The 13199-nt window shown below is 62.5% G+C and carries 15 protein-coding genes and 1 pseudogene; 12 read left to right on the top strand and 4 right to left on the bottom strand.

From position 1 onward, the window contains the following. Nucleotides 1-5 precede the first annotated feature (5 nt). The 10 genes from AC5ZGW_RS13295 (at nucleotide 6) to AC5ZGW_RS13340 (ending at nucleotide 8562) form a co-directional block, all read left to right on the top strand. Nucleotides 6-1250 (top strand): CaiB/BaiF CoA transferase family protein, encoded by a 1245-nt coding sequence (locus AC5ZGW_RS13295; protein ID WP_130222437.1) that lies wholly within the window; start codon nucleotides 6-8, stop codon nucleotides 1248-1250. Nucleotides 1251-1322: 72 nt separating this feature from the next. Continuing rightward, nucleotides 1323-2315, top strand: coding sequence for a Bug family tripartite tricarboxylate transporter substrate binding protein (locus tag AC5ZGW_RS13300; protein ID WP_130222439.1), 993 nt, complete (start codon nucleotides 1323-1325; stop codon nucleotides 2313-2315). A gap of 58 nt (nucleotides 2316-2373) precedes the next feature. Continuing rightward, a complete protein-coding gene (locus tag AC5ZGW_RS13305) occupies nucleotides 2374-2856 on the top strand; it encodes a tripartite tricarboxylate transporter TctB family protein (RefSeq protein WP_130222441.1) in 483 nt (160 codons plus the stop codon). Between the two features lie 12 nt (nucleotides 2857-2868). Then, nucleotides 2869-4443, top strand: a complete 1575-nt coding sequence (locus AC5ZGW_RS13310; RefSeq protein WP_130222443.1) for a tripartite tricarboxylate transporter permease — start codon at nucleotides 2869-2871, stop codon at nucleotides 4441-4443. A gap of 5 nt (nucleotides 4444-4448) precedes the next feature. Beyond that, nucleotides 4449-4730 (top strand): hypothetical protein, encoded by a 282-nt coding sequence (locus AC5ZGW_RS13315; protein WP_130222445.1) that lies wholly within the window; start codon nucleotides 4449-4451, stop codon nucleotides 4728-4730. Nucleotides 4731-4904: 174 nt separating this feature from the next. After that, nucleotides 4905-5096, top strand: coding sequence for a hypothetical protein (locus AC5ZGW_RS13320; protein WP_130222447.1), 192 nt, complete (start codon nucleotides 4905-4907; stop codon nucleotides 5094-5096). Between the two features lie 78 nt (nucleotides 5097-5174). Continuing rightward, entirely contained in the window at nucleotides 5175-6431 is a 1257-nt protein-coding gene (locus AC5ZGW_RS13325) for an aromatic ring-hydroxylating oxygenase subunit alpha (protein ID WP_130222449.1), read from the top strand. 7 nt (nucleotides 6432-6438) lie between these two features. Continuing rightward, nucleotides 6439-6957 (top strand): aromatic-ring-hydroxylating dioxygenase subunit beta, encoded by a 519-nt coding sequence (locus tag AC5ZGW_RS13330; protein ID WP_245474473.1) that lies wholly within the window; start codon nucleotides 6439-6441, stop codon nucleotides 6955-6957. 27 nt (nucleotides 6958-6984) lie between these two features. Continuing rightward, nucleotides 6985-7818 carry an enoyl-CoA hydratase/isomerase family protein gene (locus tag AC5ZGW_RS13335; protein ID WP_035689795.1) on the top strand — a complete coding sequence of 278 codons (834 nt, stop codon included), beginning with the start codon at nucleotides 6985-6987 and terminating at the stop codon, nucleotides 7816-7818. 21 nt (nucleotides 7819-7839) lie between these two features. Next, nucleotides 7840-8562 carry an SDR family NAD(P)-dependent oxidoreductase gene (locus AC5ZGW_RS13340; RefSeq protein ID WP_245474474.1) on the top strand — a complete coding sequence of 241 codons (723 nt, stop codon included), beginning with the start codon at nucleotides 7840-7842 and terminating at the stop codon, nucleotides 8560-8562. 23 nt (nucleotides 8563-8585) lie between these two features. Here AC5ZGW_RS13340 and AC5ZGW_RS13345 read toward each other — a convergent pair whose 3' ends face one another. After that, complete coding sequence (locus AC5ZGW_RS13345) at nucleotides 8586-9482, bottom strand: alpha/beta hydrolase (RefSeq protein ID WP_130222453.1); 897 nt, start codon at nucleotides 9480-9482, stop codon at nucleotides 8586-8588. Between the two features lie 123 nt (nucleotides 9483-9605). Here AC5ZGW_RS13345 and AC5ZGW_RS13350 point away from each other — a divergent pair. Together AC5ZGW_RS13350 and AC5ZGW_RS13355 are read left to right on the top strand one after the other, a co-directional pair. Continuing rightward, nucleotides 9606-10448, top strand: a pseudogene (locus AC5ZGW_RS13350) (NAD(P)/FAD-dependent oxidoreductase); the annotation flags it as partial. Between the two features lie 30 nt (nucleotides 10449-10478). After that, nucleotides 10479-10769, top strand: coding sequence for an oxidoreductase C-terminal domain-containing protein (locus AC5ZGW_RS13355; protein WP_283813223.1), 291 nt, complete (start codon nucleotides 10479-10481; stop codon nucleotides 10767-10769). A 21-nt stretch (nucleotides 10770-10790) separates the two neighbouring features. Here AC5ZGW_RS13355 and AC5ZGW_RS13360 read toward each other — a convergent pair whose 3' ends face one another. From AC5ZGW_RS13360 to AC5ZGW_RS13370, 3 genes are read right to left on the bottom strand one after another with little or no spacing between them, the layout of a single operon-like run. Next, nucleotides 10791-11393 (bottom strand): TetR/AcrR family transcriptional regulator, encoded by a 603-nt coding sequence (locus tag AC5ZGW_RS13360; protein ID WP_130222457.1) that lies wholly within the window; start codon nucleotides 11391-11393, stop codon nucleotides 10791-10793. Then, entirely contained in the window at nucleotides 11390-11734 is a 345-nt protein-coding gene (locus AC5ZGW_RS13365; RefSeq protein WP_283813224.1) for an alpha-hydroxy-acid oxidizing protein, read from the bottom strand. The genes AC5ZGW_RS13360 and AC5ZGW_RS13365 overlap by 4 nt, the downstream gene beginning before the upstream one ends. Nucleotides 11735-11766: 32 nt before the next feature. Further along, nucleotides 11767-13089 (bottom strand): phenylacetate--CoA ligase family protein, encoded by a 1323-nt coding sequence (locus AC5ZGW_RS13370; protein ID WP_130222461.1) that lies wholly within the window; start codon nucleotides 13087-13089, stop codon nucleotides 11767-11769. Between the last annotated feature and the right edge of the window lie 110 nt (nucleotides 13090-13199).

Consider the following 13199-nt stretch of genomic DNA (forward strand, 5'->3'; position numbering starts at 1 on the left):
TGACGATGCAAGGCAACCAATCGCAGCCCGCTGCCCGTCCGCAAGGACCGCTCGCCGGCCTCAAGGTCGTCGACCTCACCCATGTCATGGCGGGACCGACCTGCACGCTGATGCTCGCCGACATGGGCGCCGATGTCATCAAGATCGAGAAGTGGCCGAATGGCGATGACACCCGCTATTCGGTGCCGCCGAAGATTGGCGACGAGGCGGCCTCTTTCCTGATGATGAACCGCAACAAGCGCGGCGTGGTGCTGGACCTGAAAACCGCCGGCGGGAAGGAGGTGCTGCGGCGGCTGATCGCACGTGCCGACGTGCTGGTCGAGAATTTCGCGCCGGGTGCCATGGAGCGGCTGGGCTTCGGCTATCAGGCGTTGCACGAGGAATTCCCGGCGCTGATCTATTGCTCGCTCTCGGGCTTCGGCCGCACCGGACCCTACAAGCATCGCCGCGGCTTCGATCTGGTCGCCCAGGCCATGAGCGGGATCATGAGCTTCACCGGCGAGCGGCCAGACGGCCCGCCTGTGAAGTGTGGTCCACCCCTATCGGACATTACCGCCGGCCTCTTGGCCTGCATGGGAATTCTGGCTGCGTACGCGCATCGGCTGAAGACCGGTGCAGGGCAGTGGGTCGAGACCTCGCTGTATGAGGCGGCGCTGGTGCAGACCTACTGGCAATCGACCATCGCGCTCGCCACCAACACGGCACCGCGCGCGATGGGCTCGGCGCATCCGCTCAACGCGCCATACCAGGCATTCGAGGCTTCGGACGGCTGGCTTGTTGTCGGGGGCGCCAATAACAAGAATTGGCTGTTGATGCTGGAGGCGCTGGGCGCAGCCGAGCTTGCATCCGATCCGCGCTTCGTGACCGGTGCCGATCGCATGGCGCATCTGAAGGAGCTCGAAGCGGTCTTGAGCGAGCGCTTCCGCACGGGGACACGGGCGCACTGGCTCACGCTCTTGGAAGAGAAGGGCGTGCCATGCGGTCCTGTACACGACATGCTGGAAGCGCTGAACGATCCGCAGACGCTTGCACGCGAGATGGTCGTCGAGGTCGAGCATTCGACACTCGGACCGGTGAAGACGATTGGGCTCCCGGTCAAGTTCTCCGTGACACCGGGAAAAGTGCGTTCGGGCGCGCCGGTCTATGGTGAGCATACGCGCGAGGTGCTGTCCGAGTATGGGTTCGATGACAGTCAGATCAAAGCGCTCGAGAAAGAAGGCGCAATCGTCTCGGCAGCAGGTGGTCGATAAAAGCCGGTCGCGCAACGTCGCGACAGGCCGATACGACAAACAAAACAGGCAAAAAATCAGCCGGAGGAAACCATGGACGTCACGTCGAGATTTCTGCTGCCTGCCGCCGCAATCCTGCTCGCCGGCACGATTCCGGCGGGCGCCGCCTGGCAGCCGCAGAAGCCGATCGAGTTCGTCGCGACCGCAGGGCCGGGCGGCGGCACCGACAATCTGGCGCGTGCGGTCCAGAACATCATCACCAAGTACAAGCTGACCGACCAGCCGATCGTGGTCGTCAACAAGGGCGGCGGCAGCGGTGCGGAAGGTTATGTGTACGGCAAGGCTTCGGCCGGAGATCCCCACAAGGTGATCTTCGGCACGTCGAACGCGTGGCAGCAGCCGCTCGTGTCCAAGGTCGCCTTCAACTACACCGATCTCACTCCGATCGCCGGGATGGCGCAGGATGAGTTCCTGCTCTGGGTCAAGCAGGACGCGCCGTACAAGACGGTCAGCGACTATCTGAAGGCGGGGGCCGCGAATGAATTCAAGATGGGCGGAGCGCAGTCGAAGGATACCGACGAGGTGCTGACCCGCATGATCGAAAAAGTCGGGCACATCAAGTTGACCTACATTCCGTTCAAGAGCGGCGCCGAGGCCGCTGTGCAGCTCGCGGGTGGTCATATCGACTCTCACGTCAACAACCCCTCTGAAAGCCTGGGGCAGTGGCGCGGCGGAACGCAGCGCCCGCTCTGTGTCTTCAGTCCAAAGCGATTGCCGCAGGGGCCCAAGGTCACCGCGACCGAAGGCTGGAGCGACGTGCCGAGCTGCGTCGAACAGGGACTCGACATCCCGCAATATGAGCAGCCCCGTACCGTCTGGCTGCCCGGCAAAGTCACGCCGGAGCAGGCTGCCTTCTATGTCGAACTCATGAAGAAGGTGCGGGCGACACCGGAATGGAAGGACTACATCGAGAAAACCTCGCAGGTCGATGCCTTCCTGACCGGAGCCGAGTTCGACAGCTACATCAAGCAGGACCTCGAGCATATCAAGCAGGTCGCGGCCGAGCAGGGGTGGCTCGTCAAGTGAGCCGGTCGGCCACGTCGAGCGAAACTATCCGGGGCTTAGCGCCGGGCTGGAGCAGTCGATGATCTCACGCCGTGCTCTCGAAATTGCAACCGCCATTCTCACCGGCAGCTTCGGTGTCGCCGTGGTCGTGTCCAGCTTCGACAATGGCATCGGCTGGTCGGCCGCCGGGGTCGATGCCGGCACCTTTCCGTTGCTGACCGGTGTGATCATCGTTGCTGGCAGCCTCTACAATCTCGCCCGCGGTGTCCTGCCGGGCGGCACGCTGGCAAGCGTTCCCGTGGCCATCACAGCAATCGAGCTGCGCCGCCTCGCAGGGCTGTTCGTGCCTGCCGCTCTCTTTGTGGCGCTGATCCCGATCGTCGGCATGTATGTGGGCTCAGCCGGCTACGTCTTCGCTGTGCTGGCGCTGCCGAGGCATCAATCGCTGCTTCGCTCGCTGGCAATGGCATTGGCCACGCCGCTCGCGCTGTATGTGGTGTTCGAGCGAATGTTCCAGGTGACGCTGCCGCACGGCGCGCTCGCCGCTGCGTTCGGGCTCTGAGGAGGAGAGCGAATGGAAAATCTCCAGGAGCTCCTGCACGGCTTCACGATCGCAGTCACCGTGCCGCATCTGGTGCTGATGGTGATCGGCGTCCTGCTCGGCATTCTCGTCGGCGTGTTGCCGGGCCTGGGCGCGCCGAACGGCGTGTCGTTGCTGTTGCCGCTGACCTTCGGGATGCAGCCGGTCTCGGCCATCATCCTGCTTTCGAGCATGTATTGGGGCGCGCTCTTCGGCGGCTCCGTCACCTCGATCCTGTTCAACATTCCCGGAGAGCCGTCGTCGGTCGCCACCACTTTCGACGGCTATCCGATGGCGCGCGACGGCAGGCCGACGACGGCGCTTGCCACCGCGTTCGGTTCTGCCGCGTTCGGCGCCCTGGTCGGGGTCATTCTGATCACCTTCCTCGCATCGTGGGTGGCGCAGGTTGCGCTCGCCTTCGGGCCGCCGGAGTACTTCGCCGTCTATTTCCTCGCCTTTGCCAGTTTCGTTGGCATGGGCGGCGCGGCGCCGATCAAGACGGTGGTCGCTCTCGCGATTGGTTTTGCGATTGCTGCGATCGGCATCGATACCGTCTCCGGCAGCGTACGCCTGACAATGGGGATCGACGAGCTCGTGAAAGGCGTGAGCTTCGTCGTGGCGGTGATGGGATTATTCGGCATCGGCGAGCTGCTGGTTGCCGTCGAAGAGGAGTTTCACGCACGCGGGGTCTCCTCAAGGATCGACTGGAAAGAAGTCTTCCGCGCGGTCGTCCGCCTGCCGCGGCATGGCATCGCTCTGCTGCGCAGCGCGGCTATCGGATGCTGGATGGGGATCACGCCGGGCGGCCCGACCGCGGCGTCCTTCATGAGCTACGGCATCGCCCGACGCTTCTCGCGGCGCGGCCGCCATTTCGGCACGGGCGAAGTTGAGGGGATCATCTCCCCGGAGACCGCCGATCACGCGGCCGGCACCAGCGCGCTTCTGCCCATGCTGTCGCTCGGCATTCCCGGCTCGGCGACCGCCGCGGTGATGATGGGCGGCTTGATGATCTGGGGCCTCAATCCCGGGCCGATGCTGTTCGTCGACCAGAAGGATTTCGTCTGGGGCCTGATCGCCTCGATGTATGTGGGCAACATTGTCGCCGTCGCGCTCGTGCTGCTCACCGTTCCGATATTTGCGGCCTTGATGCGGATTCCGTTCGTCATCATTGCGCCCCTGATCGTGATCATCTGTGTCGTCGGCGCCTATTCGGTGTCGAACTCCTATCTCGATGTCGTCATGATGCTCGGCTTCGGCGTCGTCGGCTATCTCTTCAAGAAGCTGTTCTATCCGCTCGCTCCGCTCGTGCTCGCGATCGTTATCGGCGACAAGGCCGAGGATGCCTTCCGGCAGTCGATGCTGATGTCCAAGGGATCGCTCGGGGTGTTCTTTGCCAACCCTCTCGTGACGAGCCTTGTCTTGGCCGGGCTGGCGCTGGTGCTGCTTCCGCTCGCGCTGCAGATCGCGCACGTCCGGCGCAAACCGGGTGAGCGCAAGTCCATTGCGCCAGGTCCCGAAGATAGCAGGTCTCGACCAACAGCAACCTCGGCGGCGCAAACACCGCGATAATGCCGATGCCTCCGTCGCTGTTCGCAATCGCGGACAGGGGCAGCATCTATCTCAATGGCCGCGCCGATCTCGCACCTGCTTCGCGCGGGATGCTGGAGTTGCTTGCATTCGGCTCGATCTACGGTGCCGGTGCTGTGGTCACCATGAGCGCAGCCGATCCATCAGCATCGTTTGATCCCTTGAACCCGTCATTCATTACCAAGCCAAGTACGTCGTTCGATCTTGGTCAATCCATTCCATTCCGTTGCATGCAGACGATCCGGTGCCGGTTCGTCTCTACGCGCTGAATGGCGACATTCTCAATCTGACGGCGGGGGACATCGTTACAAACTTTGATGGCACAGTCTCGTCCTACCGAGCAAAACCCATTTCGATAAAGGCGGGGAGGGATATCGTCAACGTGTCGGGCTTCATGCTGAACAACAATCTCACCGACGTTTCGCTGGTGTCGGCGGGGCGCGATGTCATCTCATGGCAATTTCGAGGTCGCCGGCCCCGGACTGCTGCTGGTCTCCGCCGGACGCAACATCACCGAGGACCAGGGTTCGATCACCAGCATCGGTCCGCTTGTGGTCGACGACGCCAGGCCCGGCGCTAGCATTTTGCTATGCCGGCGACATCACGATGTTCGGCGGCTTGGTGGAGCTGCTTGACACGGCGCTCTTGCAGGTGCCATTAATAGTCCGAACGATCGATCTAAGAAAGCGCGCGGGAGATTAAAGGGAGGAGTCATGTCTGGTCAGTCGCCAAACCCGGATTATCGCACGCTGATTGAACCGACGCGGGTTCGCAGTGTGGTGTATCACGACCCGCAGATCTTTGAGCAGGAACTGGAGCGCATCTGGCATCGGACGTGGGTCTATGTCGGCCACATCAGCGAGGTCCCGAATAAAAACGACTATGTGACGAAATCCATCGGGTCGACTCCGGTGCTGATGGTTCACGATCGCGATGGCAAGATCAGTCTACTTCTGAACAAGTGTCCGCATCGCGGCAATCAGCTCTGCGCCTACCGGCAAGGCAACCGCGGCACGTTCACGTGCCCTTATCATTCCTGGACATTCGCCAATACGGGAGATCTGATCGGCTATGCCTATGCCGACGGCTACGGCGATGCAGACAAGTCGGGGTTCTCGCTCGGCAGGGTGCCGCGCGTCGGCATCTACCGGGGGTTCGTCTTCGGATCTTTCGCGAACGAGGGGCCGTCCCTGGAGGAACACCTCGGCGGTGCGACGGCCTCGATCGACCAGCTGTTGGAAAACTCGCCCGAAGGCGAACTCGAGCTGACCGCAGGCTTCCTGCAGCACCGTACCAAAGCGAACTGGAAGTTCATGCTCGAGAACGAGACGGACGGCTACCATCCGGCGTTCGTCCACGGGTCGGTGTTCCAGGTTACCGACAGTGGCATCGGCAAGCTCTACGGTCCGCAGTCCACCGCGCTCACGCGTGATTTCGGCAATGGCCACACCGAATTCGACTTGCGGCCGGAGTGGCGCCGGATCGGCAAGCCGCTCGAGTGGTTCGGCACCAGCGAGACGCGCTTTCCGCAATACGTGAAGGCGATGGAGCAGGCTTATGGCGCCGAGCGGGCGCGCAGGATCATGATCGACGGGACGCCGCACATCATGATCTTTCCCAATCTGTTCATCGCCGAAATCCAGTTGTTCGTGCTGCAGCCGATCGCCGTCGACGAGACAATCCAGCATGTCACCGCGCTACAGTTCAAGGGAGCGCCCGAGCTCAATCGGCGCTTGCGCCAGCAGACCATGGGCTCGGTCGGCCCGGCCGGGCTGCTGCTTGCCGACGATACCGAGATGTATGAGCGCAATCATCGCGGTGCAGTGATCAATGACCCTGAATGGGTCACGCTAACACGCGGCCTGCATCGCGAGCGCCGGGACGAAAACGGCTACCTCGTCGGTCATTCGACCGACGAGGTGCCGCAACGCGCCATCTGGCGTCACTATACCGAACTGATGACGGCGTGAGGTTGGTATGCCGCAGTCTACAGCCACCGCAATGTTGCATCTCGAAGCGGAACAAACGGATCTTCTGCGACGCGTCGAGCAGTTTCTGTTTCTCGAAGCCCGCCTTCAGGACACCCATGCCTATGACGAGTGGGAGGCGTTATGGGCGGACGATGCGACATACTGGGTGCCGGCCAATGGATCGGATACCGATCCGGAGCGGCAGATGTCGATCATCTACGATAACCGCTCGCGTATTGGCGTGCGTATTGATCAGCTCAAGACCGGGCGCCGCCATACCCAGACGCCGAGGTCGGAGCTGGCGCGGATCATCTCGAATGTCGAACTCGTCACTCAGGTCGGTGACGAGATCGAGGTGAGGGCGAATGCGTTCATCTTCGAGGATAACCTGCGCGGCGAAACCCTCTGGGCGTCACGCAATGAATATCGCCTGCGGATCACAGATGGTGGTTTCAAGCTTGTGCGGAAAAAGGTCGGTCTTGTGAACAACCACAAGCCGATCTTCACCCTGTCCTTTCTCATTTGAGTGTCGCGGCGAACGACGGAGGCGAACATGACATCAGAGCTCAAGACGGCCTTGGGGTACGAGTGCTGGGTCGCAGAAGGACCGGTTCTTCTAGATTATGCTGACCATGTCGCGACATTGACCCTCAACCGGCCAGAGTCTTCGAACGGGATGAATATCGCCATGATGCAGGCGATCCACGAGGCGGTGATGCGCTGCCATGGCGACCCGCGCGTGCGCGTCGTACATGTACGAGGTGCCGGAGCGAATTTCTGTGCCGGCGGAGATGTGCGTGAGTTCGCATCCAAGGGAGAGGCGCTGGGTGACTTCCTGCGCACAGTGACGGCTTATCTGCAGATGGCTGTGGGTGGACTGATCCGCCTGAACGCCACAGTGGTGAGTGAAGTGCAGGGCTATGCGGCAGGCGGGGGCGGGCTTGGTCTTGTCTGCGCGTCCGACCTCGTCGTGGCGGCGAAGTCCGCCAGGTTCATGGCGGGCGCCACCCGGGTCGGAATGGCGCCCGATGGTGGTGCCTCGGTTATCCTGCCGCGTTTGGTGGGTTTCCGGCGGGCCGCGGAGATTGTTTTGACCAACCGCGTGCTCGGAGCCGAGGAAGCCCAGGCTATTGGTTTGATCAACAGTATCGTTCCTGACGATGGGCTCGCGGGAGAGACGCGCAAGCTCGTCGGGAGGCTGGCCGCCAACGCTCCCAGGGCGAGTGCGGCCGCCAAGCGGCTGCTCTGGAGCGGGATCGGCCTTAGCGTCGAGTCCTGCCTTCCCGAGGAGGCGCGGACGGTGGCAGAGCTGTCGTCCACCGCTGATGCGCGAGAAGGTTTGGCAGCCGTGCTTGAAAAGCGCACGCCGAATTTTACCGGAGCTTGATCGAAGATGCCGGGAGGGCGCTTGCAGCGGGCTCTCGTGACCGGTGGCGCGAGGGGTATCGGGGCGGCCATCTGTCGTCGCTTCGCCGCCGACGGCTTCGCAGTCACGCTCTGTGACCTTGACGCGGAAAGCGCTGGGGTGGTCGCCGGCGGGATCGGCGCCGATTTCGAGGCGATCGACGCGACGGACAATGCCGCCGTTGCGCGCTTCGTTGCCAAGAGAGGTCCGTTCGAGGTGTTGGTCAACAATGTCGGTGTCGATCAGCACGCCTTCTTCACCGAAACCGGCCCGCAAGATTGGCGCCGCCTGATCGCGGTGAACTTGGAAGCCACATTCGCCTTCACCGTCGGTGTCCTGCCGGCGATGCAACGGGCGGGTTATGGCCGTGTCATCAACATCGCGTCGGAAGCCGGGCGGCTCGGTTCGAAGGGCGGGGCGGTCTATGCAGCCGCCAAGGCCGGGGTGATCGGATTCACCCGGTCGATTGCGAGGGAGAACGCCCGGTACGGCATCACAGTGAACGCCGTTCTGCCGGGACCAATCCGTACTCCGATGGTCGAGGAGGCGATCGCGCAGTTTGGTGACAAGCTGCGACGCGACATGGCAAGCCTGACGCTCCTGAGGCGTCTCGGCGAACCGGATGAGGTCGCGGCGGCCGTATCCTTCTTTGCTTCGCCGTCCGCATCGTTCGTGACCGGTGAGGTGTTGGGCGTGTCCGGCGGCATGGGGTGTGGTGTCTGCTGAGCCGGAGGGCCGCGCGGAACGGATCAGCGGCCGCTCGTTCGCTCTGCAACGAAGCGACCGAGTTCGGTCAGCGATTCGTGGCTCTGCAGTAACTCACCAAACATCTGAAAATGATGGAACATGTGGTCCCATACGCGCACCTTCACGTCCACGCCGCTCTGCTGCGCCCGCGCCGCCAGTAGAAAGGCATCGTCGAGCGTGATGTCGTGGTCGCCGGCGTGGATCAGGATCGGTGGCAGGCCGGCAAGGTCGGCATCGACCGGTGAGGCTGATGGTGCTGATACGTTGCCGTTACGGCCGAGATAGGCGCGGGCCATTGCAGCGAGTTGCGCTGGTTTTGAAAAGACATCGAGGGCGGCCCGGCTCGCATAGCTGGCACCACGCATGGTCAGATCGAGCCAGGGCGAGATCAGCGCCAGGCCGGACGGAAGCGGCAGGCTCATATCACGTGCGCGGAGCGCGATGTTCATGGCGAGCGCAGCGCCGGCGGAATCGCCACCGACGACAATGCGCGACGACGGCAGGCCCTGGCCGAGCAGCCAGAGATAGGCTGAGATCGCGTCCTCGGCCGCTGCGGGATATTTGTGTTCGGGGGCAAGCCGGTAATTGAAGCCGAGCACGCGTGCGTTGCTGGCGCGCGCAAGGCGCACCATCAAGCTGCTGTGGGAGCGGAGCGAGCCGACCTGGAAACCGCCGCCATGGCAGAACAGCACGACGCGGTCTGTGCAGCTTCCTGGTGGCGTGATCCACGCGGCCGCCATGGGTCCGATATGGATCGCTTCACCCAAGGTTTCGGAACCGTCGGCAAAGAGGGCATCAAAGCTCTCCCGAATGGAGGTCAGCGAGGCGGCCACACGCCATGAAGCGACCGCCGCCACGATACGGCTCTTGACGGCTTCGAGATCATCCCTGTCGTTCATGCAACCACCAATCGTCTGCTTGCAATCCAAGAAAGCACAATACATAGTTCGAACGTTCGATCTATAAATAAACGATAGGTCTCGGGCCACGGAGGAACATGTTGCGGTGGTGGGGGCGGGCAGGCCGCTGCCGCCCTGGCAATCCGGCTGCGCACCAAGGGGTTTCGAGGCAGGATCACGATTTATGGTGATGAGCCCTGGGCCCCGTATCAGCGTCCGCCGTTGTCGAAGAAGTATCTCAGCGGAGAGTGGGAAAGGGAGCGGTTGCTGCTTCGTTCGCCATCCTGTTGGAGCGACAATGACATCGACATCCGTGCTGGACGCGCGGTGACGTCACTCGACCCGGTGCGCCGACGCTCGGGCGCGGCGACGATTCGGTCGGCTTGGACGAAGCTCGCATTGACCACTGGCGCTTCGCCGCGGCCGTTACCATCCTGGCTCACCAATTTGGAAAACGTTTGCGAGCTCCGCTCGCTGCACGATGCCGAGCGCATGCAGCGCCACTTCAGGAAAGGCCGCAGGCTGTTGGTGATCGGAGGTGGCTTCGTCGGACTGGAGACGGCCGCCGTCGCCGCAGAAGCAGGCCTTCGTGTCACCGTTGTCGAAAGTGCTGCCCGCATCCTGGAACGCGCCGTCTGCCCGGCAACATCAGAATACTTCCGCCGGCTTCATTACGCCAAGGGCGTTCGTATCGTCGAGGGATGTGCGGTGAGACGGGTGGTCGGCGGCCCCGTGCGCGAAGCGGAGTTGACCTCCGGTGAGCGCCTTGAAACCGATCTGGTGCCTGTCGGCATCGGCGTTCTGCCCAATGCGGAGCTCGCCGCGCGTGCAGGTATCGACACAGCGGACGGCATCCTGGTGGATGAGCACGGCCGTACCTCGGCTGCGGATGTGTGGGCGGCGGGGGATTGCGCGCGGTTTCCGCTATGCGGCGAACTGATCCGCCTCGAGAGCGTTCAGAACGCTATCGAACAGGCTGAAGCGGTCGCTGATGACATGCTGGGCGAGGCCGCGCCTTACGCACCGGTGCCCTGGTTCTGGTCCGACCAGTATGATGCCAAGCTGCAGATTGCCGGCTGGAATCGCGGCTATACCGAGGTCGTTGCATGCGACACGGATCGTGGCCTGTCCAACTGGTATTACCGGGAAGGGCGCCTAGTCGCGGTGGATTCGATCAACGACGCCCGTACCTTCATGGTGGCGAAAAAGCTGCTGTCGCAAGGGATCAACGTCGATCCGTCGAAGCTTACCGATCAAGCGTTTGATCCCCGCAGTCTGCTCCCGTGAAGGCGCGAGGCCCGGGTGAAATCAGAATACTCTCGAATTCCTGTAGCCATCGAGGAAGAGGCTGACGCAGCGGTCGGCAAGATCAGTAGGCATCATGCGGCCGTCCGGCTTGAACCAGGTATATGTCCAGTTGATCATGCCAAAGAACAGCATCGCATCGACATGGGCGCTCGCCTCGTCCTTCGCTCGCTCCGGGCGGATTTTCGCCAGCATGTCGGTGACGATCGAGATCAGCTGGCGCTGTTTCTTAATGACGTCCTTTCTCACGTTGTTGGGCAGGAACTCCATGCAGGTCAGCATCACCACGTGCTTGTCACGGGAGACGGAATAGATCTGGAGGAAAAACCTGATCAGTTTCTGGAAACAGGCGATCTCATCCTCGCGTCCCGAAAGGATGTCGTCGCAGCCGGCCAGCAGCTTGTCGACATGTTCCGTCAGCATGAAGACGAGGATAGCTTCTTTCGATTCGAAGTAGTGGTAGAGGCGGGATTTTGAGCAGTCGCACGCGGCGGCGATATCGCCGATCGATGTCGCCGCATAGCCGCGGTTTGCAAACAGCCCAGCTGCCTGCTTGATGATCGAAGCCTGGATGGAGTCGTAGTCAGGGGAGCGAGGTCGTGTCACAGGTGTCCTGAAATAATCGTCCGAACGATCGGACTATACCGCCCGGTGGCTGACTTGGCAATTTTGCGACCGGTTTGACGCCGCCTCGTCACCGTCCAGGCGTGGCAGCGATCAGTGGCAGATGGGGTGGTGCCGAGATAGCGGACATGCTCGGCTGAGATATCGCTCAGGCGCGCGGTGCCGAGCAGTGTGGCGCGCTCCAGCTCGGTCCCGAGGATCGAGATGACATGGGCGATGCCGGGTTCGCCGGCGGCGGCGGCACCGTACAGCGTGTTGCGTCCCATCAGGACCGCGTTCGCGCTGAGCGCGCGCGGTTGATGATGTCCGTCCCGCGCCGGAATCCGCTACATGTCTGAAGGCCGCCGCCCTCCTGTCAGGCGCGCTCGGCACGATGCAGCACCCGTGTCGCCTTGGCTTCGTAGCGCGGCAAGGTCCCTTCCCGGAGACACTCGACGTCAACGCCCATGCCGAGATGGGCGCGCACCTCGCGCTTGATATCCGCAACGATCAGTTCGGCGGGGCGGCCGGCCGTATGTTGCGCCTCGACAGCGATGCACATCGTTCCGATCGTGATGCGCTCCTTGTCGACATAGATCTGCCAGGCCTCTTTCACTGTTCCCGGCGTCGCGGCGATGATGTCTTCGATCTGCGAAGGGAAGACGATGACCCCCTTGACTTTAATCATGTCGTCGCTGCGGCCAATGATGCGCCCGATCTTGCGCATGCCCCTTCGCCCGGAGCGACAGTCGAAGGGTGAGGTCGACAGCCGCACCAGGTCGCGCGTGCGCCAGCGCACGACCGGCGAGGCTTCGCGACACAGCGTCGTGATGACAATCTCGCCGACCTCGCCAGGGGCAACGGGGCGAAGCGTCACCGGATCAAGGATCTCGGTGATGATCGTATCTTCGTTGATGAGCTGCAGCTCGTCCTCGTCATGGGTGAAGGGGGTGGAAATCGCCAGCACCGGGCCGCCGGCTTCGGTTGTGCCGTAGATGTTCTGGCTCACGAAGCCTTCCGGCATTTCCGCTTCCAGCTGGTTGCGGAATTCGGCAGATACTGATTGTCCGCCAAGAATGGCGAGCTTCATCGTCCACTCCGCCTTGGGATCGATGCCCATCTGCTTGGCGGTGGTGACTAGCGACATCAGCCAAAGTGGTGACATCGAGGCGACGTCGTAGCTGTGGTCGCGCAGCCATTTCACCACGAGTTCGCCGCGACCGGGCCCGATCGGAAACGTGGTGCAGTCGAGCGCCGCGAAACCTACATCGAGTGCCGGTCCTCCGATCCAGAGACCGTAACCATAGCCCTGATAGGCGCGCTGGCCGCGCTGCACGCCAGCGGCCGTCAGGATCCGTGCCATCTGATAGGGCAGGAGCTGACCATAGTCGTGCTCCGTCATGCCGAATAGGACCGGCAGCCCGGTCGTCCCTGAGGTTGCCGTGAATCTCCGCACCGAGTCCATCGGCGTGGCCAGGAACGGGAATGGATAGCGGCTGTGCAGGGCGGATTTGTCGAGCAGCGGCGCATGCTCGAGCCCGTCCGCGGCGGCGAGGTCCGAGGGCTTCATGCCGGCGGCCGCGAAATGCGCGAGCCAGTCCGGCCGCTCGCCGAGGCGTCGGCCAAGCTTGCTCAGTCGCTCCTGCTGAAGGCGGCAGATGGCCGGATAGTCTAGGCATTCGATATCGGGGTGAAGCATCCCGGGTTCCTCCTGCGAATTCATCCCTGGCGACCGTGTGTTGGGAAACCACGGCAATTTTTCTCTTTCTTAGACCGAACGTTTGGTCTAAGTAAAGGACCAACGAGATA

Source organism: Bradyrhizobium sp. Crot121 (genome assembly GCF_059512385.1).

What these genes read in the sequence shown, in the direction of transcription:
- AC5ZGW_RS13295 (WP_130222437.1), top strand. Translation starts at nt 6, where the DNA reads ATGCAAGGCAACCAATCGCAGCCCGCTGCCCGTCCGCAAGGACCGCTC.
- AC5ZGW_RS13300 (WP_130222439.1), top strand. Translation starts at nt 1,323, where the DNA reads ATGGACGTCACGTCGAGATTTCTGCTGCCTGCCGCCGCAATCCTGCTC.
- AC5ZGW_RS13305 (WP_130222441.1), top strand. Translation starts at nt 2,374, where the DNA reads ATGATCTCACGCCGTGCTCTCGAAATTGCAACCGCCATTCTCACCGGC.
- AC5ZGW_RS13310 (WP_130222443.1), top strand. Translation starts at nt 2,869, where the DNA reads ATGGAAAATCTCCAGGAGCTCCTGCACGGCTTCACGATCGCAGTCACC.
- AC5ZGW_RS13315 (WP_130222445.1), top strand. Translation starts at nt 4,449, where the DNA reads ATGCCTCCGTCGCTGTTCGCAATCGCGGACAGGGGCAGCATCTATCTC.
- AC5ZGW_RS13320 (WP_130222447.1), top strand. Translation starts at nt 4,905, where the DNA reads ATGTCATCTCATGGCAATTTCGAGGTCGCCGGCCCCGGACTGCTGCTG.
- AC5ZGW_RS13325 (WP_130222449.1), top strand. Translation starts at nt 5,175, where the DNA reads ATGTCTGGTCAGTCGCCAAACCCGGATTATCGCACGCTGATTGAACCG.
- AC5ZGW_RS13330 (WP_245474473.1), top strand. Translation starts at nt 6,439, where the DNA reads ATGCCGCAGTCTACAGCCACCGCAATGTTGCATCTCGAAGCGGAACAA.
- AC5ZGW_RS13335 (WP_035689795.1), top strand. Translation starts at nt 6,985, where the DNA reads ATGACATCAGAGCTCAAGACGGCCTTGGGGTACGAGTGCTGGGTCGCA.
- AC5ZGW_RS13345 (WP_130222453.1), bottom strand. Translation starts at nt 9,482, where the DNA reads ATGAACGACAGGGATGATCTCGAAGCCGTCAAGAGCCGTATCGTGGCG.
- AC5ZGW_RS13355 (WP_283813223.1), top strand. Translation starts at nt 10,479, where the DNA reads ATGCTGGGCGAGGCCGCGCCTTACGCACCGGTGCCCTGGTTCTGGTCC.
- AC5ZGW_RS13370 (WP_130222461.1), bottom strand. Translation starts at nt 13,089, where the DNA reads ATGCTTCACCCCGATATCGAATGCCTAGACTATCCGGCCATCTGCCGC.